Raw genomic sequence first — 22,626 nt, 5'->3', positions numbered from 1 at the left:
TCTCCAGCAACAACGCCGGCGGCAGGAAGCGCTCGCCATATTGCTCACCAGGTACTGCGCCCGCGCGACGAAGTCTTGCAGCCCGTACTGGTTGATAAATTGCAGCGCCCCAGCCTTCGCTGGGATGACGGTGGTATTCAAAAAACTCCGTCATCCCAGCGCAGGCTGGGATCCAGATTCGTCAAACCAACACCGCTTAAAACCCCTGCCCCTTAGCCGCCTTCTCCAGCAACAACGCCGGCGGCAGGAAGCGCTCGCCATATTGCTCAGCCAGGTACTGCGCCCGCGCGACGAAGTCTTGCAGCCCGTACTGGTTGATAAATTGCAGCGCCCCGCCGGTCCAGGCGGCAAAGCCGATGCCGAAGATGGAGCCGATGTTGGCGTCGGCCGTGGACAGCAACACGCCCTCTTCCACACAGCGCACGGTTTCAATTGCCTGAATAAACAGAATGCGGTCGCGTACGTCTTCTTGCGAGATTTGCGCATCGGCTTTTTCAAAACGCGCCTTGAGCTCCGGCCACAGGTGTTTCTTGCCGCCGGCCGGGTACTCGTAGAAACCACCGCCGGCCGCTTTGCCCGGGCGTTTGTATTCGTTGAGCATCAGGTCGACCACGTCGAACGCCGGGTGGTTGGGGATCTGTTTGCCTTCTGCCGCCAGGTCTTTCACGGTCTGCTGGCGAATATGGTTCATCAGGCTCATCGACACTTCGTCGCTGATCGCCAGCGGCCCGACCGGCATGCCGGCCTTGCGCGCTTCGGTCTCGATCATCGCGGCGTTAACGCCTTCGCCCAACATGGCCAGGCCTTCGTTGGTAAAGGTGCCGAACACGCGCGAGGTAAAGAAGCCGCGGCTGTCGGTGACCACAATCGGCGTCTTGTTGATCTGCATGACGTAGTCGAAACCACGGGCCAGGGTTTCATCGCTGGTGTGGGCGCCTTTGATGATTTCCACCAGCGGCATCTTGTCGACCGGGCTGAAGAAGTGCAGGCCAATAAACTTGTCCTGTTTTTCCACGGCCTTGGCCAGGCTGGTAATCGGCAAGGTCGAGGTGTTGGAGGCAATCACGGCATCGGCCAGCGCATGGCGTTCGGCAGCGGCGGTGACCTTGGCCTTTAGCTCGCGGTCTTCGAATACGGCTTCGATAATTAAATCGCAACCGGCGAAGTCGGCTTCATCTACCGAGGGCATGATGCGGGCCAGAATGGCGTCGCGTTTTTCGGCGGTCATCTGACCGCGGCTAACCTTCTTGTCGAGCAAGGTGGCCGAATAGCTTTTGCCTTTTTCGGCGGCCTCGATGGACACGTCTTTAAGCACCACCTCGATACCGGCCACCGCTGACACATAGGCAATGCCGGCACCCATCATGCCGGCACCCAGTACGCCGACCTTTTTCGTTGTGTAGTGGGGCTGGTCTTTGGGCCGCGAGCCGCCGGCGTTGATTTCATTGAGCTGGAACCAGAAGGTGCCAATCATGTTTTTTGCCACCTGGCCGGTGGTCAGCTCGGTGAAGTAGCGTGCTTCGATCAGTTGTGCGGTATCGAAGTCGACCTGGGCGCCTTCCACTGCGGCGCACATGATTTTCTCCGGCGCTGGGAAGCAACCTTTGGTTTTGTCACGCAATACCGAGGGCGCGATGGCAAGCATCTGCGCCACGTTCGGGCTCGACGGCGTGCCGCCGGGTATCTTGTAGCCCTTCACGTCCCACGGCTGCACAGCAGTAGGGTTGGCGGCGATATAGGCGCGGGCCTTGGCCAGCATCTCGTCGCGGTCGGCGGCGATGTCATGAATCAGGCCGGCCTTGAGCGCTTCGGCCGGGCGTACCTTTTTGCCTTCAGCCAGGTACGGCAGGGCTTTTTCCAGGCCGAGCAGGCGCACCATTCGCACCACCCCGCCGCCGCCCGGCAGCAAGCCGAGGGTCACTTCCGGCAGGCCCAGTTGCACCGCGCTGCTATCGAGGGCAATGCGGTGGTGGCAGGCCAGGCAGATTTCCCAACCGCCGCCCAGCGCCGCGCCGTTGATGGCGGCCACCACCGGCTTGCCCAGGGTTTCCAGGCGGCGCAGTTGGGCCTTGATATTGAGGATCATGTGGTAGAAATCGCTGGCGTCGGCCTTGGTGACTTTCACCAGTTCATTGAGGTCGCCGCCGGCAAAAAAGGTTTTCTTCGCGGAGGTGACGATGACCCCGGCGATGTCGGCCTTTTCCGCTTCCAGGCGCGTGACAATCGCGGCCATGGCTTCACGGTAAACGGCGTTCATGGTGTTGGCGCTCTGGCCAGGCATATCGATGGTCAGGACGACGATATTGTCCTGACCTTTTTCATAACGGATGGCGTCAGTCATTTCTTTTTCCTACCCCGATAGTGGGGGAGCTCTTCAGAAGCGTAGCGAGCGAAGAGCAGGCAAGGCGGAAGCCGATTGAGGAAGCGGAGTTGGCTGTAGCCAATGAGCATTCCGAAACGGATTCCAACGCAGCCTGATCAAGCGCAGTAGCTTCTGAAAGCTCCTTAGATGCGTTCGATGATGGTGGCGATACCCATACCGCCGCCTACGCACAAAGTGGCCAGGCCGTAGCGCAGGTTGCGTTTCTCCAGCTCATCGAGCAGCGTGCCGAGAATGGCGCAACCGGTGGCGCCCAGCGGGTGGCCCATGGCGATGGAGCCGCCGTTGACGTTGACCTTCTCTTCGCTCACGCCCATGTCTTTCATAAACTTCATCACCACCGAGGCGAAGGCTTCGTTCACTTCGAACAGGTCGATGTCGTCCACGCTCAGGCCGGCCTTGGCCAGCACTTTGCGGGTAGCCGGCGCCGGGCCGGTGAGCATGATGGTGGGGTCGGTACTGGTGACGGCGGTGGCCACGATGCGCGCCCGAGCCTTCAGGCCCAGCTCTTTGCCCTTGGCCGCCGAGCCGATCAGCATGGCGGCGGCGCCGTCGACGATGCCGGAGCTGTTGCCCGGCGTGTGCACGTGGCTGATGCGCTCCACATGGCTGTACTGGCGGATGGCGGTGGCATCAAAACCCATCTGGCCCATCATTTCGAAACTTGGCTTGAGCGCGCCGAGGCCCTCCAGGGTGGAATCGCCGCGGATAAATTCGTCGTGGTCGAGCAGCACAATGCCGTTCTGGTCGGCGACCGGAATCAGCGACTTCTTGAACGAGCCATCGGCGCTGGCGCGGGCGGCTTTTTGCTGCGAGCGCAAGGCGAACGAGTCGACGTCAGTGCGGCTAAAGCCTTCGAGGGTGGCGATCAGGTCGGCACCAATGCCTTGTGGCACAAAGCTGGTGCTCAGGTTGGTTTCCGGGTCCATCACCCAGGCACCGCCGTCCGAGCCCATGGGCACGCGCGACATCGACTCGACGCCGCCAACTACCACCAGGTCTTCGAAACCGGAGCGCACTTTCATCGCGCCAAGATTGATGGCTTCAAGGCCGGAGGCGCAGAAGCGGTTGATTTGCACGCCAGACACACTCACATCCCACTTGGCCACCATGGGCGCTGTCTTGGCGATATCGGCACCCTGGTCGCCCACCGGGGTTACGCAGCCCAGCACGATGTCGTCCACCTGGCTGGTGTCGAGGTTGTTGCGCTTTTGCAGCGCGACCAGCAAGCCGGCCATCAGGTTGACGGGTTTGACGCTGTGCAACGCGCCGTCCTTTTTGCCCTTGCCGCGCGGGGTACGCACCGCATCGAAAATGAATGCTTCGGTCATGACATCCTCTGGCCTTCTGCTGAAGGACTGGCTATCGGCAGTGCGCAGCCGCGCACCTGGCCTGTTGTTGTATGCCGCTACACCTTACCCCCCCATGGCGCAGGCTCAATGACCGAAATGCTCAGGGCCATTGACCACTGTGCTCAGACGAATGGTCGTGACCGACGGCGCACTAAGGGTCTGGCAGCGAGGTGTCTGGAACAGGGGTTGGTCGCCGATATCAGGTTTTGGCATAACCGCCGGGCGCAAGCAGCGCTTTTCTTGATACCAAGTCTTCTAAGCCACGTGTGACCCGGCCCCTATCGTCTACAGAGCTAACGTTCATAGAGCTAGGGCGTCGCTGCCGGGTTTTGCCGGGGCGATTTTTCTACTGAGCCACGGCATGTCGGGGGCTGGACGTAGCCAAGGCCTGGGCATGCCAACAAGAACAAAGGCCGACAGCCATGATCAAGAAACCTAAAATCCGCCAAGCCGGCTGGATACTCTTTGCCACCACCGTCGTTTTGATTCTTCCCAATCTCTCGCGGCTGATAAGCTGAGCGCATTGTTTCCTGAGGTAAAAGCGTCGCGGCTGAAGCCGCTCCTACAGGTTGTACTGACCGTAGGAGCGGCTTCAGCCGCGATGCTTTTTGCTGTGCTAGGGTGCGCAGCATCACTTGATGGAGCCCATCCATGCGCGCGTTGTTCGCCGGTATTTTTGTTCTACTGAGCTTGCCCAGCCTGGCAGCCGACCTCACCCTCACCCTGCCCTCCGGCACCCGCACCCTGAGCACTGCCGAGCTACTCAACCACCCGCAATTGCAGGACATCGACATTGCCCAGGACGTCGCCTACGAGCGCCCCATGCACTACCGCGCCATCCCGGTGGCGGTGCTGTTGGACGGGGTAAAAGCCAGCGACCACCTGCAAATGGTCGCCCTGGATGGCTTTGCCGCCGAGCTGCCCGCCGGGCCCCTGCTGCAAACCACCGGCAGCCGCGCGTGGCTGGCCATTGAAGACCCGGCCCAGCCCTGGCCAGCGCTGGGCAACGGCAAACCCAGCGCCGGGCCGTTTTACCTGGTGTGGACCACACCGGAGGTTAGCCATATCGGCCCTGAGCAGTGGCCGTTTCAGGTGGCCAAGATCAGCCGCATTGCGCCAGTCGCTGAGCGGTTTCCGGCGCTAATGCCGGCGGCCGACGCCAGCGCCGAGGTGCAGGCCGGCTTTGCTCAACTTCAGAAAAACTGCATGGCTTGCCACCGCCTCAATGGCGCTGGCGATGCGCAGTTCGGGCCGGACCTGAATGTGCCGCACAACCCCACTGAATACTTTGCCGAGGGTTATCTGGCTCGCTATATCCGCGACCCGCAAAGCCTGCGGCGCTGGCCGCAGGGCAAGATGCCGGGGTTTTCGGCGCAGGTGCTCAGTGATGAGGAGCTGCGGCAGTTGATTGGGTATTTGCGGCATATGGCGGGGCGTAAGGCTTCATAGGCAGTCTGGTTTGATGTAGGAGGAGTGCCCCTTCAAATACAGGTCGCGGCAACCGTTTCCGGGGTTAGCGACCTACCGTAAAGCCGCACAGTCGCGACAAAAATAACCTCATCTCGCACAGGGATCGGCCTGGCCATCCCACTTTCCACGCCCAAGCCTGCACCGCCCTTCTGCTCCCGCCGAAAAAATTCCGCGCGCTTGAAAAGTTTTTTTTCCGGTTTTTTCGGTGTCATTCGTTTCATAAATGCGAATACCTCTTATAAGCACATACTGCCAATTCTCAGAGACTCCACATGTACAACCTTCAGCTCTCTCCTCTGGCCGCTGCGGTACACAAGAAAACCCGCGCATTGCTGTCGCCCACCCTGCTCGTCCTGGCCCTCGGCAGCTCTCAGCTGGCGACGGCCGAACCGGTAGCGCTGGATATTCCTGCGCAAAGCCTTGTCGGCGCGCTTAACGCACTGGCACAGCAAGCCGACCTGCAATTGCTGTACAGCCCGGATGCGATCAAAAACCTGCGCACGCAGCCGCTCAAAGGCAACCTTGAGCCAGCACAAGCGCTGAACCAATTACTGCAGGGCAGCGGCCTGACTTACGAGCTCAACGGCAACAGCGTGACATTGCGCCCCCTCAACGCCGACGATGCGGCTGCGTTGTCGCCCGCCAACATCACCGGCCAGGCGCTTGGTGCCACCACCGAAGACAGCGGCAGCTACACCTCCAATGTCGCCACCATCGGCAAGGGGGAGCACAAGCTCAAAGACATTCCCCAGTCGGTAACCATCGTTACGCGTAAGGCGATGGACGATCAGAACCTCAACACCCTGAACGAAGTGCTGGAGCGCACCACCGGCATCACCACCTACCAGAGCCCGTCTGGCGGCAAGTACATTTACTCCCGGGGTTTTGAAGTTGAAACGTTTCAATACGACGGGGTAGCCATGGACCGCCGTTATTACGGCGTAGGCAGCGGCTTTACCTCCGACACGCAGATATACGACCGGGTCGAAATCCTGCGCGGCGCCAACGGCCTGCTGCAAGGTGCCGGCGAGGCCAGTGGCGCGGTAAACCTGGTGCGCAAACGCCCCAAGGCGGAGCCTTCATTATCGATTGAAGCCAGTGCCGGTAGCTGGGACAACTACCGGCAATCCATCGACGGCAGTACGCCGTTGACCTCCGATGGTTCGCTGCGTGGCCGCGTGGTAGCTGCCCACGAAGACCGTGAGTACTTTTACGACGACGCCAACAGCACTAAGAATGTGCTGTACGCGATGCTTGAGTACGACATCACCGACAGTACGGTGATCGCTGCAGGCGCAAGCGTTGAGGATCTGCACTCGAAACCGTTTTTCGGCGGTTTGCCCCGAGCCAAAGACGGCAGCGCGCTGGACATCAGTCGTTCTACCTACACCGGAGCGGATTGGAATAAATGGAACAACAAGCAGACGACATACTTCAGCGATATCACCCACGATTTCAATGAAGATTGGCGTCTTAAAGGGGCCGCCACCTACGTGCGTGAAACCAACGATATGTTCTATAGCTGGCAACGGGGCGCGGTAGACCCGGCTACAGGCACAGGCGGTATAAACCGGGCCTACCTCTATGAGTTCGAGAACACAAACAAGGCCGCGGATCTTAATCTAACCGGCAAATTCAGAAACCTGGGCCGCGAACACGAAGTGGTGGTGGGTGCCAACGCCAGCGAACTGCGTACCGATGACCTGCAAGGCGGCAACATCAACCCAGGTGGCGTCGTAAACATCTACGACCCGGTCTCACCGCCAGAACCCAGCCGCGACACGATGCTCAGCAACCCCAACTACTCCGCCTACAGCCAGGCAAAAATCACCCAGTCCGGCATTTACGGCGTGGTGCGCTACAAACTGCTGGATCCACTGACAATGGTGGTCGGCGCACGCACCAGTAACTACAAGTATGACTACAACCTCGAACGCATTGTGACCGGCGTTACCTTTCCCTCCTCTTCCAAAGAGACGGGTGAAGTCAGCCCCTATGGCGGCTTTATCTATGAGCTGACACCCGAATGGTCGGCCTACATCAGCTACGCCGACATTTTCAAACCGCAGACTGTCGTCGATGTTAAGGGCGCCCCCATGAAACCCATTCTAGGCAGCAACTACGAGCTGGGCCTCAAGGGCGAGCTGCTGGATGGGCGGGTCAATACGTCGTTCGCGATCTTCCGCGTCGACCAGAAAAACAAAGCCGCGCTGCTCGATGACTCCTGCCCGAACTGCTACGTGGCCGGCGGCAAGGCGCGTTCGCTGGGTTTGGATGCGGAGATCAGCGGCGAGGTAATCACCGACCTGCAACTGTATGCGGGCTACACCTACACCCATACCGAAAACCTCAACGACCCAGGCGACGACCCGGATCTGCCGTCGCAAGCAGGCAACGCGTACAACTCTTACACCCCGATGCACATGTTGCGGATTTGGGGCGACTACAGGCTGCCCGGCGAATACAACAAGTTTAGCGTCGGCGCGGGTGGCACCGTGCAAAGCAAGACGTACAACCAAAACTTCGGCCTGGGCAAAATCGAACAAGGTGGCTACAGCGTCTGGAACGGTCGCATCGCATACCAGTTCGATAAGACGTATAGCATCGCCGTCAACGCCAACAACGTCTTCGACCGCCGCTACTACTCGTCCGTAGGCTGGTTGAACGCCAGCGGTGTCTTCGGCGATCCACGCAACTACACCCTGACCTTGAAAGCCGATTTTTAACGGTTTAACGCATAAAAACGCCGGCTAATCAGTCGGCGTTTTTAATGAGTCAAAGTCCCCTTTTCCGGGTTCGGGAACGGTTTTGGGAAGGGTGACGAACTTCGATTCAAGGTCGACTGATAACCCCCATCAGCCAGCGCGTCATAAACGCTGGCGACACCTGGCCCAGCCAGTACAGCAGCTTGAACTGCAAACTGATCGGCCGATGCACGGCCGCTCCATGGGCTTGTTGCCAACAGGCATCGGCCACCTCTTCGGCAGTCAAATTCACACCTAAGCGTCGCAACGCCGGCGGTTCAAACTGCTGACTGGACACCATCGGCGTGCGCACAAACGGCGGCATCAGATCCCCTACCCGAATGCCATGACCACGCCATTCGAGGTCCAGCGCCTCGGTCAGCCCACGCACCGCCAGCTTCGAGGCCGAGTAGCTGGCCATATGCGGCGTGCCGTACAGCCCGGATGCCGAGCCCATATTGATAACCTGGGCGCTCGGCGTGGCCTTGAGGTAGGGAAACGCCGCGTGGGTCATATTCAGCAGGCCCAGCACGTTGATGTTCAGAATCGCAGCATGCTCGGCCTGGCTGATTTGCTCGAACAAGCCAAAGCGCAGAATGCCGGCGCAGTTGAACAGCAGCCGCAATTGCCCGCCGTGCAGTGCGCAGAATTCGCTGAGCACGCGCTGCACCTCGGCGCTATCGGTGACGTCCAGCCGTGCGTGCCAGAGCCCGCCCAACTCGGCGGCAAGCTCGGCCAATGCGGGACCGTTGATATCCACCAGCCCTACCTGCCAACCCTTGGCGTGGAACAACCGCGCCGTGGCGGCACCGATGCCGGAGGCGGCGCCGGTGATCAGTATGTTGTCCATCTCAGCCTCCTGCCGGGTGGGCGAGTTGCTCATTCATAAAGCTGGCTACGCGGTTCAGTGCCAGGTCGGCCACATCCAGCAACCCGGCGTGGGCCTGGAATACGTGCCAGCAGCCGGCATAACGCTGCAGCTGCACCGCCACACCAGCGGCTGTGGCACGCTCGGCCAGGCGCAGGCTGTCGTTGAGCAACACTTCGTCTTCACCCACCTGAATCAGCAATGGCGGCAGGCCGCTGAGGTCGGCGTACACCGGAGACAGAAACGGGTCGCGGCGGTCGATGTGCGCGGGGCAAAACAGCGAGCCGGCCTGCGCGATCCACTTGAGGTTCAGCAACGGATCGCCGGCTGGCGGTTGGTGCAGTTGGGTAAGGCTGGCGTCGGTCAGTGGCGAGAAACACACCAGCGCCGCCGGCAGTGGCAAGCCCGCCGCTTTTAACTTGAGCACCAGGCCCAGGGCCAGGTTGCCGCCGGCCGAGTCGCCGCCCAGCACGATCTGTTCGCTGCGATAGCCTTGCGCCAACAGCGCCTGGTACGCCGCTACGCCGTCTTCCAACGCAGCGGGGAACGGGTGCTCCGGTGCCAGTCGATAATCCAGCACACACACGGCCAGCTTGGCGCGCTGGGCCAATTGGGCGGCAATACCTCGATGGGTGGAAGGCGCGCCGATCAGGTACGCGCCGCCGTGCAAGTACAGCATCACGTGCTCGGTATCGCTGGCCGGGCGGTGCCACTCACAGGCAATGCCGGCCAAGGTGCTGTTTACCCGGCGCACGCTGCGGGGGATCACCGATGATGCCGTGAGCGCGCGCAGAATCGCGCGCTGGCCGGCAATGGGCATGGGCGGACGAATCAGGCTGCGGAACAGCAGTATCAGGCTAGTGCGCAGCACGCGGGCCAGAATGCGCTGGCCCAGGCGTGGCGGTTCAACGAATGCAGTCATAGTTCGCAAGCTCCGGGCGGCGGGTGTAGTGGCGGTAGGTGAAGGTGAAGCCCGGCCAATTGACGGTGTTCTTGCCGCTGGCGGTCTTGTACCAACTGTCGCAGCCCTGCTGCCAGATCGAGTGGTCCACGGCTTTTTGCAGCCTGTGGTTGAACGCGGCCTGCACCGTGGGCTTGAGGTCCATGTACCGTAGCTGATGCTGCTGCAATTGCTGAATGCCGCCCACCACGTAGGCGAACTGGCTTTCGAGCATGTACAAAATGGAGTTGTGGCCCAGGTTGGTATTGGGGCCGTAGAGGATAAACAGGTTAGGGAAACCGCTGACGCTGATGCCCAGATAGGCCTCGGCGCCCTCCTTCCAGGCTTCGTTCAGATCGCGGCCGTTGAGCCCGGTAATTTGCATGGGCGCAAGAAAATCGGTGGCGGCGAAGCCGGTGCCGTAAATGATCGCGTCCACTGTCCGCTCGCGGCCATCGGCTGTGCGCACACCGGTTTCGGTCACCTCGGTAATTTCGCCGTCCACCACTTCGACATTGGCGCGCGCCAGTGCCGGGTAGTAGTCGTTGGAAATCAGGATGCGCTTGCAGCCCATGGGGTAGTCCGGCACCAGGCGCTGGCGCAGGGCCGGGTCGCTGATGCTGCGGTGCAGGTACCAGCGAAAGTTCAAGCGCATGGCCTTCATCACTTGCGGCACCACGGTAAAGGCCAGCACCCGCGCCTCGTGCTGCACATATTTGAGGCCGCGGTCGATTTTCTGCAGCCACGGCAAACGGCGCATCACCGCGAGCTCCCAAGGACGGTACGCCCGGTCAGGCTTGCCGATCACATAGGCCGCCGAGCGCTGAAACACGTGCAACTGCGCCACCTTAGGGGCAATTTGCGGAATGAACTGAATCGCACTGGCGCCGGTGCCGATCACCGCCACGCGTTTGCCGCTCAAGTCGTACTTGGCATTCCAGCGCGCCGAATGAAAGGCCTCGCCCTTGAACGTTTCCAGCCCGGCAACCCGTGGCAGCAGCGGCCGGTTGAGTTGGCCGCAGGCAGTGACCAGTGCCGGTGCACTGAACACGGTGCCGTCGGTGCAGGTCACCTGCCACAGCCCCGCCTCGGCATCGAACACCGCATTGCTCACTTCGGTGTTGAAACGAATACGCGGGCGCAGGTTGTAGGTGTCGGCCAGTTGTTGCTGGTAGGCAAAAATCTCCGCCTGGGGCGCAAACTTGCGGCTCCAGTCGGTTTTGGGGGCAAAGGAAAACGAATACAGGTGCGAGGGCACATCGCAGGCCGCGCCGGGGTAGCGGTTGTCGCGCCAGGTGCCGCCCAGGTCGCTGGCTTTTTCCAGCAGCAGCACATCGGTGATGCCCGCGCGTTGCAACTGGATGGCCAGGCCCATACCGGCGAAACCGGCGCCGATGATCAGCACGCGCACGGGCGCTGCTGACGGGGATGTCTTATTCATTGTTGTTATCCCTGATGGTCAAGTGGCTGTAGCCACGGCGCTAAGACTAGAACGCCAAACCGCCAAGGGTTATGGCATAGTCGGCCACCCCATTGTGATTTCCGGACAAAATATGGCAGCCACCTGGCCCGCGCGCCGCAGCGCCATCAGTGCCCAACTGCTCACCCAGTTCGGCCTAGACCAGGGCCTGGCGCTGGACACGTGCCTGGCCGGTACCGGGCTGGACCTTTCCCGCCTGGCCGACCCCGGCGCAGAAATCGACGCGACCCAGGAGTTGCACCTGCTTGGCAACCTGGTGGCGGCCTTGGGCCCGGTGCCCGGCATTGGCCTCAAGGCCGGCCTGCGTTATCAGCTCAACACCTATGGCATCTGGGGTTTTGCCATGCTCAGCAGTGCCACCTTTCGCGCCGCCGCACACCTGGGCCTGCGCTACCTCGACCTGACTTACGCCTTCGTCGGCATGACCCTGGAAGAGCGCGACGACGAAGCCCACTTTCTGTTCGACGCCCAGCACTTACCGCCGGCCATCGCCAGCTTTGTGCTGGAGCGCGACCTGGCCGGCTTACTGAGCATTCAGCGCGGCCTGACCTCGCAACACGTGCCGCTCAAACGCCTGACCCTGACCACCCCTTCGCCGGCCGATAACAGTCGCTACGTGGAACTGTTGGGTATTGCGCCCGAGTTCGGCGCCGCCGAAAACCGCCTGGTGTACGACCGCGCCCTGCTCGACCGACCGCTGCCCGGCGCCAACCCGCAAGTGATGCATAGCTGCGAACAGCAATGCCAGGCGCTGCTCACCAAACGGCGCGTGCGCTCGGGGCTGAGCGGGCGCATCCGAGACCGGCTGCTAGCCTACCCGGGGCGCCTGCCGGATATGGAGCAACTGGCGGGCGAACTGCATATGACCAGCCGCACCCTGCGACGCCGCTTGCTGGCCGAAAACAGCAGCTATCGGCAATTGCTGGAAGAAGTGCGTCAGGCGCTGGCCGAAGAGTTGCTGGCCACCGGCGGGCTGACCATAGAAGAGATAGCCGAGCGTTTGGGCTACGGCGAAATGTCCAATTTCATGCACGCGTTCAAACGCTGGAAAGGCGTGACGCCGGGGCAATACCGGCGCGGGACTTAGCGCGCTTTTGCAGTGCGCGCATGGCACACCGCACAGAAGCTAGGGCGCTACCGCGCAAACCCGATTGCCCAACTCCACCCGACCAAACAGCGCCCGGGCACTCAACGGTGTGATGGCAAGCAACTGGTCGAGGCGTACTTCACGCTCGCCGTCCGTGCCCCGCAATTGCAGAAATTCCTCTTTGCTCGGCGTTGTGCGCGTGGTGAGTGCCTGGGCCTGAAATTCGCTGCCGTCCACCAACTCCACGCGCAACGGGTAGGCGTGCATGCAGGCGATTTCCAGGAAATCGTGCAGGTCGCAGTCAAGCGGTTGGCAGCGTTGCATATGGCCTCCTAAAACCCTTGCAAGGTGATGATGTAGTAGCCCTGTGTATTGATCGCTTCCACCACCGCCGGGGTGGCGATTTCGCTGTGGCAGTACTGGCAATGACTTTGCTGAATGTCATCGGCGGGCATCCCTTGGGCAGTCAACCAGTCGCTGGCAATCTGGCTGGCCTGGGCGTTGTCGCCGCCGGCGGTCACCACATCGAAGTGCAAGTAGCGACCGGCACGGGTGCGCACATGGGTATCGAAAATTTTGACGTTCATGCTGTTCTCTCTCGGGGCGGCCTACACCCGCTCTGCCCGAAATGGAGCGAGCGGGTTCGGCAGGGGTTATTTGAGATCGGCAATGGCGGCGCCGAAGTTGAGGTGCAGCACCTGGCCTTCCACCACCAGCGCGGGTACCGATTTCACCCCGGCTTGTTCGGCTTCGCTGACGCGTTGGGCTTGTTCGCCCAGGTGCACGATTTCAACATTGATGCTGGGGTCGAGCAGGCCCAAAAGGGTCTGTTCCGCTTCAATGCAAACGGGGCAACCAGCGTGGTAGTAACGAGCAGTGGTCATGGCGTTTCTCCAGATCAGTAATTGGTATCGATTCGATACAGGGCGAAGGCTACGCTTGAGACTGCTTTTGCCGAAATAGTATTTATTCGATACCATCTATTACGATTTACTATTTCCCCGCCACCGAGAGGACGCTCAAGGTGCTCTTCGATTTGCTTGAACGACTGTCCAGCCTGAACCGTGTGTGGTTTCGCCAGCACCCGCTGCTAGCCGAGCTGCAACCTATTCAGCTCAGTGCATTGGTGTACCTGGCGCGGTGCAACCGCTACTCCAATACCCCGCTGGCAGTTACTGACTACCTGGGGCTGACCAAGGGCACCGTGTCGCAGTCGCTCAAGGCGTTGGAAGCCAAAGGGTTGATTAGCAAAACCCAGGACCAACGCGACCGGCGCAGCGTGCACCTGGCGCTCAGCGAACAGGCCCGCAGCCTGGTGGCCGAGGTGATGCCGCCCGCGTTTCTGGCTAACGCCGCGGCACAAATGGGCGCTGGCGCGGTTCAGTTGGAGGGGTTGCTTACGGAGCTGCTGCGCACCATCCAGCGCACCGAAGACGTGCCGGGTTTTGGTTTGTGCAAGAGCTGCGGTTACCACCAGAGCGTCGACGGTGTGCCCTACTGCGGCCTTACGCAGGAGCCGCTGGCGCCGGCCGAGGTGGAGTTGATTTGCTGGGAGCATCGTGCCCATACAGCGGAGGAAGCTGAATGACTACCGAGGCAGTAACACTCGACACCCTACTCACTGGCCGCGCGGTGCCATTCAGCCGCCCGGGCACACTTAGTGCCATCGTCAAAGAGCCAGTGACCGGCGCGTTGCAGGTCACCGTGCGCGGTCTGGATAGCGATGAGCAAGGCGATTTGCGCGTGCACGGCGGCGTAGAAAAAGCCATTCACCACTACCCGCTCGACCACTACGAAGCCTGGGCCGAAGAACTGGGTAACCACGCCTTGCTGGCCAGCCCCGGTGCCTTTGGCGAGAACTTCAGCACCCGCGGCTGGACCGAACAGACCGTCTGCCTGGGCGACCGCATTCAGGCCGGTACGGCGTTGTTGGAGGTGTCGCAAGGGCGCATGCCGTGCTGGAAGTTAAGCGATCGCTTTGGCGTGCGCGATATGGCGCTGCGGGTGCAACAGAGTGGCCGTACCGGCTGGTATTACCGGGTGCTGGAACCGGGCGTGGTGCAGGCCGGACAAACCTTGCAGGTGCAAGCGCGGCCACATCCGCAGTGGCCACTGGCACGGTTGTCTGGTGTGCTGTTCAGCCAGGATGTCGACTTGCAGGTGCTGTGCGAGTGCCTGGCCTTGCCGCTGGCCAGTTCCTGGCGTCGCACGCTGGAACGGCGTCTGGAAAAGCGTCAGGTTGAAGATTGGGCGCCTCGCCTGGCAGGGCCGGCTGGCTGAGCAATTGCTCAGGCCTCTGGCGGTGCGGCGCAGTTGGGTTACGGCGAAATGTCGAATTTCATGCATGCATTCAAACGCTGGAACGGCGTGACGCCGAGGCAGTACCGGCGCGGACTGTAGAAAAACAAAGCAGTAATGAAGGGGACTTTCGCCCCCTTCTGCACGCGCGGCAAATGCCCGTCAGGCTACGGCGCTACGGCACGCTTTGGTCAGCGCTTTGGCCATTTCACTGAGTGTTTGCAAAATGGCTCGCTCGTGATCTTTGTTCATCAGCGAGTCGGCAGCGGCCAGGGTTTCAACGTACATCATCAGGTCGGCAGCTCGTGAAAGCGCCTCATCGATGGGTACGCCAGCGTTGACCAGGAACAGCGGTTCCGTGCCTGCGAGGTCGAAGGGTTCAAGCGTGGTTACGTTGGATTTTTTGTTCATGACACGATTTCCTTTGGTTAAGTGAAACCGTCACCCATCGTCGCCAAACGATTGGGTGACGGCTGTACGCGGGTTGGCGAACCGGCAACCAAAGGAATCCGGCATACCCGAAGGTATCCCGCGCACAGCCGCCATAAACAATCCTGCGGGCAAAAAAAAGCGCCTGCAGGATTGGTTGCGGCGCTGGTGCGCCAGTGGTTAATCGGGTCGCCAAACCCGCTCGCTGATGTGCAGCGACGGCGGACTATAGGGCCGCGTTGGCGCAGCTGGCAACGGCTTTTTTGAGCCGTGTGCCTCAGCGGGAAATGTCGCACGACGATCAAAAACATCGCGGCCGACCTATCGCCGGCGGTGGGCCGGCAATCGTTGGTGCGCGGAGCACACCCTACAAGAGCAGGTCGGATCAGGGCTTCCAGACTGCTTTGGCGACATCCAGTTTTTTTAGGCAACAGCCGATTGGCGAAAAACAGGTCCGCCGTAGCCTGCTGCGCCTGAACAATCTCGTCGCTCACGGCAATCGGCGGCGACGCCGGGCGGTGGCTGAAGGTTTGCTCGATCACCGCCGGCGGCAGGCCCATAAACTCGGCGAGCAGTTGAATGCTGGCGGCTTTGTCGCTGCGGGTCAGGGCTTCGGCTTTGCCCAGTTCGTCGAGCAAGGCGTGCACAAAGTCGGGGTTGGCCTGTGCATAGGGCCGGGCGGCGAGGAAGAACGGGCCGATCAACCTCAGGCCTTCGCCGTTGGCCAGCACGCGGGCTTTGCCTTCCAGTTCCAGGGCGGAGTAGTACGGGTCCCAGATGACCCAGGCGTCCACACTGCCCTGCTCAAACGCCGCGCGGGCGTCGGCCGGCGACAGGTACACGGGCTGAATATCGCCAATGGCCAGGCCGGCTTTGTTCAGTGCCCGCAGCAGCAGGTTGTGCGAGCTGGAACCTTTCTGAAATGCCACCTTCTTGCCTTTGAGCTCAGCCACGCTGTGCAGCGGACTGCCGGGGCGCACCACAATCACTTCGGCCTGCGGCTTGGCCGGCTCGGCGGCGATATACAGCAGATCGGCGCCGGCCGCCTGGGCGAACAGCGGCGGAATATCCCCGGTCGAGCCAACGTCCAGCGCACCGATATTCAGCGCTTCGAGCATTTGCGGGCCGGCGGGGAACTCGATCCATTTGATCGCGGTTTGTGCAAAGCGCTGTTCCAGCAGTTTGTGTTCTTTGGCCAGCACCAGGCTGGCCGAGCCTTTCTGGTAACCGATGCGCAAGCTGGCGGGGTCGGCAAAGGCCAGTTGGCTGGTGGCCACCAGCGCCAGAAGCGCGGCAGCCCACTTGATTACAGGCATGGTCATTCCCAATCGGTGGAAGGTTTTTCCCAGAGGTTGATTCCGCCCTCGACGGCGAAGCGGTCGATTTCGGCGAGTTCCTCGGCAGTGAATGCGAAGTTGTTCAGCGCGGCGACGTTTTCGATGATCTGCTCCGGGTGGCTGGCGCCGATCAGGGCCGAGGTCACCCGTGGGTCGCGCAGGGTCCAGGCCAGGGCCAGTTGCGCCAGGCTCTGGCCACGGCGCTTGGCGATTTCATTGAGGTTGCGCACGCGCTCGATGTTGGCGTCCGACAGGTGCGAGGGCAGCAGCGAGCCGCCGCCCGGGCGATTGACGCGTGAGTCCTGCGGTACGCCGTTGAGGTATTTGTCGCTGAGCAGGCCCTGGGCCAGGGCGGTAAATACGATAACGCCGGCGCCGACCTCGTCGGTGGCATCGAGCAGGTCTTTTTCGATCCAGCGATTGAGCAGGTTGTAGGCCGGCTGGTGAATCAGCAGCGGCACCTGGCGCTCACGCAGCAGCGCGGTGATTTCACGGGTTTTGCCGGCCGAATAGGAGGAGATGCCGATATACAACGCCTTGCCCTGCTCGACGATGCTGGCCAGCGCGCCGGCGGTTTCTTCCAGCGGCGTGTGGGGGTCGAAGCGGTGCGAATAGAAGATATCCACGTAGTCCAGCCCCAGGCGTTGCAGGCTCTGGTCGAGGCTGGAGATCAGGTATTTGCGCGAGCTGCCGCCCTGGCCGTAGGGGCCGGGCCACATATCCCAGCCGGCTTTGGTGGAGATGATGAGTTCGTCGCGGTGACTGCTGAAGTCTTCCTTGAGCAGGCGGCCGAAATTGGTTTCGGCGCTGCCGTAGGGTGGGCCGTAGTTGTTTGCCAGGTCGAAATGGTTGATGCCCAGATCGAACGCCGTGCGCAGCAGGGCGCGCTGGGTGGAGATGGGCGTGGCGTCGCCGAAGTTGTGCCACAGGCCGAGCGACAAGGCCGGCAGCACCAGGCCGCTGCGACCAACGCGGCGGTAAGGCATGGATTGATAGCGGTCGGGGTTGGCGAGATACGTCATGGAAATTCCTCACGGTCGGCTCTTGTAGGGTGTGTTCTGCGCACCATGGGGTGCACAGCGATATCGCCTGGTGCGCGAAGCACACCCTACAAAGCGGGACTGCGGTTGCGGGTTAAAAAAATTGATTAGCTGGGCGGCTGAGCCCCAGGTGCTCACGCAATGTGCTGCCTTGATACTGAGTGCGGAACAGGCCGCGGCGTTGCAGTTCGGGCACAACGTAGTTGGCAACGTCTTCCAGGCCCGCTGGCAAATGCGGCACCAGCACGTTGAAGCCGTCGGCCGCGCGGCCTTCGAACCAGGCTTGCAGTTCATCGGCGATATCGCTGGCGGTGCCGATCAGGCTGTAGTGCCCTCGCCCGCCGGCAATGCGCCGGCCCAGTTGCGCCAGGGTGAGGTTTTCCGCGCCAGCCAGTTCGGTCAGCAGTTTCTGCCGGCTTTGCTGGCCGTTCTCGGTCAGCGGCAGTTCGGGCAACGGGCCGTCCAGCGGGTAGCCGGACAGGTCGAAGTTGCCGAGCATGCGGCCGAGCAAGGCGACGCCTACTTGCGGCTCGACCAACTCCTGGAACTGCTCGAATTTTTCCCGCGCTTCGCTGGTGCTCTGCCCCACCACGACAAATACGCCGGGCATGATTTTCAGCGAGTCTTCGCGGCGGCCGAATTGGGCCAGGCGGCCTTTGAGGTCGGCGTAAAACGCCTGGGCCTTGGCCAGCGAGGTTTGCGCGGTAAACACCACTTCGGCGGTTTCGGCGGCCAGCTCGCGGCCGGTTTCCGAGGAGCCTGCTTGCACAATCACCGGACGGCCCTGGGGCGAGCGCGCGACGTTCAACGGGCCTTGCACGTTGAAGTGTTCGCCTACGTGGTTAAGCACGTGCAGCTTGGTCGGCTCGTAGAACTGGCCCGCTTCTTTGTCGCGCCCAAACGCGTCGTCGGCCCAGCTGTCCCAGAGGCCGGTGACCACCTTGTGGAACTCGCGAGCCCGGGCGTAACGCTCGGCGTGGGGAATATGGGCGTCGCGACCGAAATTGTAGGCCTCGGCGGCGGCGTCTGAGGTGACCAGGTTCCAGCCGCAGCGGCCGCCGGAAAGGTGGTCCAGCGAGGCAAATTTACGCGCCACATGGTAGGGCTCGTTGTAGCTGGTGGTGACGGTGCTGATCAGGCCGATGCGCTCGGTAACGGCGCTCAAGGCCGCCAGCAAGGTCAGCGGTTCGAAGTACACCGAGCGCGAGGTGTGGCTGGCGATGGCGTCGGTGCTGGCGGCCACGCTATCGGCGACAAAAATGGCATCGAACAGCGCCGCTTCGGCGATCTGCGCGGTGCGTTTGTAGCTGGAAAAATCCAGCGGGTTGGCTTGCACGTCGGGGTGGCGCCACGCGGCGACATGGTGCCCGCCGGCCATCAAGAATGCGCCGAGGCTGAGTTGACGCGGTTGCTTGCTCATAACATCTGTACCTGCTCTGACGGAAAAGCCGTGGCTCGCTCTGCGGCGGTTGCCACGGGGTTTTGCACGCGGAGGTGAAACGGTCTCGGTGATGCGCCGAATGTAGGGCGAATATCCGCATCGCGGATATCCGCCGTCGGATCTAGCACGGTGAATCGGCGGATATCGCCTTTGGCGATATTCGCCCTACATCGGTATTGGTTTAGAAATCCTTACGCACCTCTACGCCAAAGTAGCGCTCGTCATCACGCGGCACCGAGCGGTAGGCGTAGTTGAGCACTGGCGTGCCGCTGTAGGCCAGGCCATTGGAGTAGCTCTTGTCTGCCAGGTTTTTGCCCAGCAGCGCCACGCGCCAGCCCTGGTTGTAGTCGGCCAGTGCGACGCTGGCGTTCCAGATGCCGTAGGCACCCTGAATAGTGTTTTCGTTCTGGTCGAGGCTGTACTGCACCTGGTCTTGCCAGGCGTAGTCGGTGCTCAGCTCCACGTCGAGGCCGTTGTCCAGCGGGATGCTGTAGTCGGCGCGCACGTAGGTTTTCCAGTCCGGGCTGAACGGCAGCGGTTTGCCGTTGATATCGCAGGTGGACGCCGCACCCACCGGGCAGGTGAATTCGTCGACGCGGGCATGGGTGTAAGCCAGGGCGCCGCTGAATTTCAGCTGGCTGGTGGCCTGGAAGGCAGCATCCAGTTCCACCCCTTCGGTTTTCACACTGCCGGCGTTGATCAGGCGGGTTACCACGGTGCCGGCGACTACGTCGTAGAAGTTGGCCTGGTAGTTTTCATACTCGGTGTGGAACACCGCCAGGTTGGCGGTCAGGCGGTTATTGAAGGCGCTGCTTTTCAGGCCCACTTCCCATGAGTTGGAGGTTTCCGGCTTCAGCGGCTGGGTGTCACGCGGCTGCATGTTGAAGAACACGTTGTACGCCGGGCCTTTGTAGCCGCGCGAGTAGGTGATGTAGCTGGTCAGGTTGTCGTTGATGTCGTACTGGAAACCGGCGCGGCCGGTGAAACCGTCCTCGTCCACCGAACCGTCGCTGGCGAAGTTGGGCTGAATGCCAGCGGCCGGGGCGGTGACGACGCGCTCGTGTTTGTATTCCAGGTCGTCGTGGGTGTAGCGCAGGCCGAGAATGCCGCGAAAATCTTCAGTGAAGTTGAAGGTGTTTTCACCGAAGAGCGCGTAGCTGTCGTTGATCGCCTCGTAGTCGGCGCGGCCGCTTTGCGTCACCAGACTGACCGGGGTAACCGCGCGCTGGTAGGTTTCTTCGCTCTTGCCGTGCATGTAGAAGGCGCCGAGCACGTACTCGTTGAACTCGCCTTTGGGCGAGGCCAGGCGCAATTCCTGCGAGTACTGGTTGTAGTCGAGCTGGCCTTTGTCGTGGGACTGCGGCGCACCGGGGAAAATGCCTGCGAGGCGGTCGCCGTCCTGGTACTGGGTGTTGTTCCAGCCGCGCCAGGCGGTGATGGAGGTCAGGGTGAAGTCGCCCAGCGCCCAGTCTACTTGGCCGGACAGCCCCTGGTTGCGGTCGTCGACGCGGGTGTTCATTTCGCTGTTGATACTGCGGTTGTGGTCGCTGGGGCTGATGCTGCTGTCCACGGCCTGGCCCCACACCGGGCCGACCTTGGTCAGCACGCCGTTGGGGATAGTGTCTTTGCCTTGGGTGTAGTCGGCGATCAGGGTGACTTTGAGTTCGTCGTTGGGTTCGAACTCCAGCTTGCCGCGCGCGCCTTTGCGGTCGTAGCCGTTGGCGTCGTCGCCGTTGTATTCGTTTTTCACGTTGCCGTCGTACTTGCCGAGCAAGGTGGTGAGCGAGCCTTTCAGGGTGTCGGTCAGGCGCCCACCGATGCCAAAGCGCAGGCGGTTTTCGTTGCCGCCGCCGAAGTGCGAGTAGTCGACGTAGCCGTGGGTTTCATCCGGCACTTCTTTACTGATGATGTTGAGTACGCCAGCGGAAGCGTTTTTGCCGAACAGCGTGCCTTGCGGGCCGCGCAGCACTTCGATGCGCTCAAGGTCCAGCAGGTCGAGGGTGGACTGGCCCGGGCGGCCCAGCACCACGCCGTCAATCACGGTAGCCACAGTGGGCTCAATGCCTGGCGAGGTGGTGATGGTGCCCACACCGCGAATAAACAGCGAGGTGTCTTTGTTCGACGCGCCGCTGCGGTAGTTGAGGGTAGGCACTTGCTGAACGATGGTGGAGACGTTGTTGCGGTTGTCGCGCTCCAGTTGCTCGCCATCGACCACCGAGACGGCAACCGGCACCTTTTGCAGCGACTCTTCGCGGCGGGTGGCGGTAACGGTAACGGCGCTCAGTACCGGTGCATCGTCGGTCTGTGCGCTGGTGGTGGCCGGCTGTTCGGCGGCCACGCCGTGCTGGCCGAGTACAGCCAACAAAACCGCCACAGCCAACGGGCTGCGACGGGCGATAAACGTAGTGGTGGTTTGCATCGTGAACTGCCCCTTGTAGACCAGACGTTGCCCACTGCTGCGGTGGGCTTGGGTTGAGGCTGTCGGTGTCTGGTCTCGCTCGTACGAGTGGCAGTGCGTGGCGACAGCATGGCGCTTGTTAGCGCTAACATCGCCAGTATCAGCGGACGTTTTATAGAGCGTCAAATACTATTAAATTACTTTTATATTCCATAAAGTGATTTACGAATGTTGTTTTGTTAGCGCTAACGTGGCCGCCACTTTCCCGCCCAGGAACGGCTTTTACTGTGAGCAGCGTCAAAGAACCCACCCGCAAACGCCGTGGCGCCGGCCGCGTCACCTTGAGCACCGTGGCCAAACAGGTGGGCGTTTCGGCCATTACCGTGTCGCGCTATTTCAATCAGCCGGAGCAGGTTTCCCCGGATTTGCGCGAGCGCATCCAGGCGGTGGTCAACGAGCTGGGTTATGTGCCGAATCTGGTGGCCGGCGGCTTGGCGTCGGCGCGCGGGCGCATCGTGGGCATGGTGATTCCGAACATCTCCGGGCCGATCTTTGCCAATACCATTCAGGGCTTTAGCGACACCCTCGCCGCCCATGGTTATCAGCTGTTACTGGCTTCCAGCTATTTCTCTGAAGAGCAGGAAGAGAACGCGGTGCGCGCGTTTCTCGGTTGGTCGCCGGCGGCGTTGGTGGTGACCAGCCATTTCCACTCGCCGGGCACCGACAAGATGCTGACCGAGGCGGATATTCCCCTGGTGGAAATCTGGGACTACCGCCCCGAGCGCACGCCGATGCAGGTGGGGTTTCTGCACCATGAGGTGGGCGTGCGCGCGGCGCAGTATCTGTTGGGCAAGGGCTACCAGCGCATTGCCTTTGTGCAAAACAGCGTGGCCGGCGACTTCAGCGCCTTGGAGCGCCGCGATGGCTATGCGCAGACCTTGCGGGAGGCTGGCCTTGAGCCATGGGTGTTTGTGCCCAGCAGCGATGCCACGCCGTTCGAGGGCGGCAAGCAGGCCATGGACGCGCTGATGAAACGCTCGCCGCGCCCAGACGCGATCATCTTCGCCAACGACAACCTCGCCGCCGGCGGTTTGCTGGCGGGCCAGCGCGCCGGCGTGCGCATTCCCCAAGACTGCGCGGTAATGGGATTTGGTGATTACGCGTTCGCAGAAATGCTCCTGCCGAGCCTTACCACCATCAAGCCGCCGGCCCAGCAGATTGGCGAGGTGGCGGCATTACGGGTGTTGCAGGCGTTGGGCGTGGTCGAAGCGAGCGAGCCGCTTGAGCGACTTAATTTGCTCGATTGCGAACTGGTGGAGCGTGAAAGCGCTTAAAATGCGCGGCCTCTTTTTAGGCGGCCTA

The 22,626-nt window shown here is 61.6% G+C and carries 20 protein-coding genes; 7 read left to right on the top strand and 13 right to left on the bottom strand.

Translation table 11 applies throughout. The annotated features are described in order from the left end of the window. Window positions 1–196 precede the first annotated feature (196 nt). On the bottom strand, window positions 197–2,341 hold the full coding sequence (locus tag PKE98_RS14155; RefSeq protein WP_271195943.1) for a 3-hydroxyacyl-CoA dehydrogenase NAD-binding domain-containing protein: 2,145 nt from the start codon (window positions 2,339–2,341) through the stop codon (window positions 197–199). Between the two features lie 164 nt (window positions 2,342–2,505). Beyond that, entirely contained in the window at window positions 2,506–3,711 is a 1,206-nt protein-coding gene (locus tag PKE98_RS14150; protein WP_271195942.1) for an acetyl-CoA C-acetyltransferase, read from the bottom strand. Between the two features lie 672 nt (window positions 3,712–4,383). Here PKE98_RS14150 and PKE98_RS14145 point away from each other — a divergent pair. Then, window positions 4,384–5,181 (top strand): cytochrome c, encoded by a 798-nt coding sequence (locus PKE98_RS14145; protein ID WP_271195940.1) that lies wholly within the window; start codon window positions 4,384–4,386, stop codon window positions 5,179–5,181. Window positions 5,182–5,474: 293 nt separating this feature from the next. Next, a complete protein-coding gene (locus PKE98_RS14140) occupies window positions 5,475–7,928 on the top strand; it encodes a TonB-dependent siderophore receptor (RefSeq protein ID WP_271195939.1) in 2,454 nt (817 codons plus the stop codon). Between the two features lie 106 nt (window positions 7,929–8,034). Here the strand turns inward: PKE98_RS14140 and PKE98_RS14135 are convergent, their stop codons facing one another. Genes PKE98_RS14135 through PKE98_RS14125 form a run of 3 tightly spaced genes read right to left on the bottom strand, consistent with a single transcriptional unit; the run spans window position 8,035 to window position 11,195 of the window. Then, window positions 8,035–8,796 (bottom strand): SDR family oxidoreductase, encoded by a 762-nt coding sequence (locus PKE98_RS14135; protein ID WP_271195938.1) that lies wholly within the window; start codon window positions 8,794–8,796, stop codon window positions 8,035–8,037. Window position 8,797: 1 nt separating this feature from the next. Then, window positions 8,798–9,736 carry an alpha/beta hydrolase gene (locus PKE98_RS14130; RefSeq protein WP_271195937.1) on the bottom strand — a complete coding sequence of 313 codons (939 nt, stop codon included), beginning with the start codon at window positions 9,734–9,736 and terminating at the stop codon, window positions 8,798–8,800. Continuing rightward, the gene (locus tag PKE98_RS14125) at window positions 9,720–11,195 is read right to left on the bottom strand and encodes a flavin-containing monooxygenase (protein WP_271195936.1); all 1,476 of its coding nucleotides are present in this window, start codon (window positions 11,193–11,195) and stop codon (window positions 9,720–9,722) included. The genes PKE98_RS14130 and PKE98_RS14125 overlap by 17 nt, the downstream gene beginning before the upstream one ends. 112 nt (window positions 11,196–11,307) lie before the next feature. Between PKE98_RS14125 and PKE98_RS14120 the strand changes: the two genes are divergently transcribed. Then, complete coding sequence (locus PKE98_RS14120; RefSeq protein ID WP_271195934.1) at window positions 11,308–12,321, top strand: AraC family transcriptional regulator; 1,014 nt, start codon at window positions 11,308–11,310, stop codon at window positions 12,319–12,321. Between the two features lie 39 nt (window positions 12,322–12,360). On the opposite strand, the gene PKE98_RS14115 is transcribed toward PKE98_RS14120, so the two are convergent. The 3 genes from PKE98_RS14115 to PKE98_RS14105 form a co-directional block, all read right to left on the bottom strand. Then, window positions 12,361–12,645, bottom strand: a complete 285-nt coding sequence (locus PKE98_RS14115; RefSeq protein WP_271195933.1) for a Rho-binding antiterminator — start codon at window positions 12,643–12,645, stop codon at window positions 12,361–12,363. 8 nt (window positions 12,646–12,653) lie between these two features. After that, window positions 12,654–12,908, bottom strand: a complete 255-nt coding sequence (locus PKE98_RS14110; protein WP_271195932.1) for a DUF2024 family protein — start codon at window positions 12,906–12,908, stop codon at window positions 12,654–12,656. A 66-nt stretch (window positions 12,909–12,974) separates the two neighbouring features. After that, window positions 12,975–13,205 carry a thioredoxin family protein gene (locus tag PKE98_RS14105; RefSeq protein WP_271195931.1) on the bottom strand — a complete coding sequence of 77 codons (231 nt, stop codon included), beginning with the start codon at window positions 13,203–13,205 and terminating at the stop codon, window positions 12,975–12,977. A 140-nt stretch (window positions 13,206–13,345) separates the two neighbouring features. Between PKE98_RS14105 and PKE98_RS14100 the strand changes: the two genes are divergently transcribed. Genes PKE98_RS14100 through PKE98_RS27140 form a run of 3 tightly spaced genes read left to right on the top strand, consistent with a single transcriptional unit; the run spans window position 13,346 to window position 14,721 of the window. Continuing rightward, window positions 13,346–13,909, top strand: coding sequence for a MarR family winged helix-turn-helix transcriptional regulator (locus PKE98_RS14100; RefSeq protein WP_271195930.1), 564 nt, complete (start codon window positions 13,346–13,348; stop codon window positions 13,907–13,909). After that, on the top strand, window positions 13,906–14,601 hold the full coding sequence (locus PKE98_RS14095) for an MOSC domain-containing protein (RefSeq protein ID WP_271195929.1): 696 nt from the start codon (window positions 13,906–13,908) through the stop codon (window positions 14,599–14,601). The genes PKE98_RS14100 and PKE98_RS14095 overlap by 4 nt, the downstream gene beginning before the upstream one ends. Before the next feature lie 33 nt (window positions 14,602–14,634). Next, complete coding sequence (locus PKE98_RS27140) at window positions 14,635–14,721, top strand: hypothetical protein (protein WP_373877863.1); 87 nt, start codon at window positions 14,635–14,637, stop codon at window positions 14,719–14,721. A gap of 60 nt (window positions 14,722–14,781) precedes the next feature. Here the strand turns inward: PKE98_RS27140 and PKE98_RS14090 are convergent, their stop codons facing one another. The 5 genes from PKE98_RS14090 to PKE98_RS14070 all read right to left on the bottom strand — a co-directional run bounded on the left by PKE98_RS14090 (window position 14,782) and on the right by PKE98_RS14070 (window position 21,285). Continuing rightward, window positions 14,782–15,030 carry a DUF3077 domain-containing protein gene (locus tag PKE98_RS14090; RefSeq protein ID WP_271195928.1) on the bottom strand — a complete coding sequence of 83 codons (249 nt, stop codon included), beginning with the start codon at window positions 15,028–15,030 and terminating at the stop codon, window positions 14,782–14,784. Window positions 15,031–15,047: 17 nt separating this feature from the next. Next, entirely contained in the window at window positions 15,048–16,364 is a 1,317-nt protein-coding gene (locus PKE98_RS14085; protein WP_271195927.1) for an aliphatic sulfonate ABC transporter substrate-binding protein, read from the bottom strand. Between the two features lie 2 nt (window positions 16,365–16,366). Then, on the bottom strand, window positions 16,367–17,407 hold the full coding sequence (gene mgrA / locus PKE98_RS14080; protein WP_271195926.1) for an L-glyceraldehyde 3-phosphate reductase: 1,041 nt from the start codon (window positions 17,405–17,407) through the stop codon (window positions 16,367–16,369). 112 nt (window positions 17,408–17,519) lie between these two features. Continuing rightward, a complete protein-coding gene (locus PKE98_RS14075) occupies window positions 17,520–18,845 on the bottom strand; it encodes an LLM class flavin-dependent oxidoreductase (RefSeq protein WP_271195925.1) in 1,326 nt (441 codons plus the stop codon). Between the two features lie 202 nt (window positions 18,846–19,047). Beyond that, the gene (locus PKE98_RS14070) at window positions 19,048–21,285 is read right to left on the bottom strand and encodes a TonB-dependent receptor (RefSeq protein WP_271195924.1); all 2,238 of its coding nucleotides are present in this window, start codon (window positions 21,283–21,285) and stop codon (window positions 19,048–19,050) included. A 266-nt stretch (window positions 21,286–21,551) separates the two neighbouring features. On the opposite strand from PKE98_RS14070, the gene PKE98_RS14065 reads away from it, so the two are divergent. After that, complete coding sequence (locus tag PKE98_RS14065; protein ID WP_271195923.1) at window positions 21,552–22,598, top strand: LacI family DNA-binding transcriptional regulator; 1,047 nt, start codon at window positions 21,552–21,554, stop codon at window positions 22,596–22,598. The last annotated feature ends 28 nt before the right edge of the window (window positions 22,599–22,626 follow it).

Origin of the sequence: Pseudomonas turukhanskensis (genome assembly GCF_027922365.1) — a bacterium.
Lineage (GTDB): Bacteria > Pseudomonadota > Gammaproteobacteria > Pseudomonadales > Pseudomonadaceae > Aquipseudomonas > Aquipseudomonas turukhanskensis.
This window is presented reverse-complemented; position numbering and strand designations above follow the sequence as displayed.

Excerpts from the sequence above, each read along its gene's own strand:
- PKE98_RS14155 (WP_271195943.1), bottom strand. The coding sequence starts at position 2,341 with ATGACTGACGCCATCCGTTATGAAAAAGGTCAGGACAATATCGTCGTC.
- PKE98_RS14150 (WP_271195942.1), bottom strand. The coding sequence starts at position 3,711 with ATGACCGAAGCATTCATTTTCGATGCGGTGCGTACCCCGCGCGGCAAG.
- PKE98_RS14145 (WP_271195940.1), top strand. The coding sequence starts at position 4,384 with ATGCGCGCGTTGTTCGCCGGTATTTTTGTTCTACTGAGCTTGCCCAGC.
- PKE98_RS14140 (WP_271195939.1), top strand. The coding sequence starts at position 5,475 with ATGTACAACCTTCAGCTCTCTCCTCTGGCCGCTGCGGTACACAAGAAA.
- PKE98_RS14135 (WP_271195938.1), bottom strand. The coding sequence starts at position 8,796 with ATGGACAACATACTGATCACCGGCGCCGCCTCCGGCATCGGTGCCGCC.
- PKE98_RS14130 (WP_271195937.1), bottom strand. The coding sequence starts at position 9,736 with ATGACTGCATTCGTTGAACCGCCACGCCTGGGCCAGCGCATTCTGGCC.
- PKE98_RS14125 (WP_271195936.1), bottom strand. The coding sequence starts at position 11,195 with ATGAATAAGACATCCCCGTCAGCAGCGCCCGTGCGCGTGCTGATCATC.
- PKE98_RS14120 (WP_271195934.1), top strand. The coding sequence starts at position 11,308 with ATGGCAGCCACCTGGCCCGCGCGCCGCAGCGCCATCAGTGCCCAACTG.
- PKE98_RS14115 (WP_271195933.1), bottom strand. The coding sequence starts at position 12,645 with ATGCAACGCTGCCAACCGCTTGACTGCGACCTGCACGATTTCCTGGAA.
- PKE98_RS14110 (WP_271195932.1), bottom strand. The coding sequence starts at position 12,908 with ATGAACGTCAAAATTTTCGATACCCATGTGCGCACCCGTGCCGGTCGC.
- PKE98_RS14105 (WP_271195931.1), bottom strand. The coding sequence starts at position 13,205 with ATGACCACTGCTCGTTACTACCACGCTGGTTGCCCCGTTTGCATTGAA.
- PKE98_RS14095 (WP_271195929.1), top strand. The coding sequence starts at position 13,906 with ATGACTACCGAGGCAGTAACACTCGACACCCTACTCACTGGCCGCGCG.
- PKE98_RS14090 (WP_271195928.1), bottom strand. The coding sequence starts at position 15,030 with ATGAACAAAAAATCCAACGTAACCACGCTTGAACCCTTCGACCTCGCA.
- PKE98_RS14085 (WP_271195927.1), bottom strand. The coding sequence starts at position 16,364 with ATGCCTGTAATCAAGTGGGCTGCCGCGCTTCTGGCGCTGGTGGCCACC.
- mgrA (WP_271195926.1), bottom strand. The coding sequence starts at position 17,407 with ATGACGTATCTCGCCAACCCCGACCGCTATCAATCCATGCCTTACCGC.
- PKE98_RS14075 (WP_271195925.1), bottom strand. The coding sequence starts at position 18,845 with ATGAGCAAGCAACCGCGTCAACTCAGCCTCGGCGCATTCTTGATGGCC.
- PKE98_RS14070 (WP_271195924.1), bottom strand. The coding sequence starts at position 21,285 with ATGCAAACCACCACTACGTTTATCGCCCGTCGCAGCCCGTTGGCTGTG.